Source organism: Burkholderia sp. MR1-5-21, from assembly GCF_053427715.1.
Genome location: NZ_JBSAXD010000108.1, coordinates 1 through 635 on the forward strand (window position 1 = coordinate 1; position 635 = coordinate 635).

Here is a 635-nt window from a genome sequence, read left to right on the forward strand (position 1 = left end):
GCGTTCGGCGTGCGCGCCAGCACGAGGTGGACGATGTTCTCGGCCATGTCGTGCTCGCCCCACGTGATGAAGATCTTCGTGCCGAACACCTTGAACGACCCGTCGCCCTGCGGCTCGGCGCGCGAGCGCACCAGCGCGAGGTCGGAGCCCGCCTGCGGCTCGGTCAGGTTCATCGTGCCCGTCCATTCGCCGGAGATCAGCTTCGGCACGTAGCGCTGCTTCTGTTCTTCCGTGCCCGCGGTCAGCAGCGCTTCGATCGCGCCGTCGGTCAGCAGCGGGCACAGCGCGAACGACAGGTTCGACGCGTTCAGCATCTCGATGCACGGCGTCGCGATCAGCTTCGGCAGCCCCTGGCCGTCGTACTCCGTCGGATGCTGCAGCCCCTGCCAGCCGCCTTCGACGAACTGGCGGAACGCTTCCTTGAAGCCCGGCGTCGCGGTCACGACGCCATCCTTCCAGCTGCTCGGGTTGCGGTCGCCGTCGACGTTCAGCGGCGCCAGCACTTCGCCGCAGAATTTCGCGGATTCGTCGAGCACGGCCTGCGCGGTGTCGACGCCCGCGTCCTCGAAGCCCGGCAGCTTCGCGACGTCGTCGATGCCGGCGAGTTCCTTCAGCACGAACAGCATGTCCTTGAC

General features: G+C 67.6%; 1 protein-coding gene. It reads right to left on the reverse strand.

Features of this window, described 5'->3' with window-relative positions:
- Nucleotides 1–635 (reverse strand): acyl-CoA dehydrogenase family protein (locus ACV229_RS40625; RefSeq protein ID WP_448088661.1); only part of this gene is annotated, 635 nt, incomplete at both ends.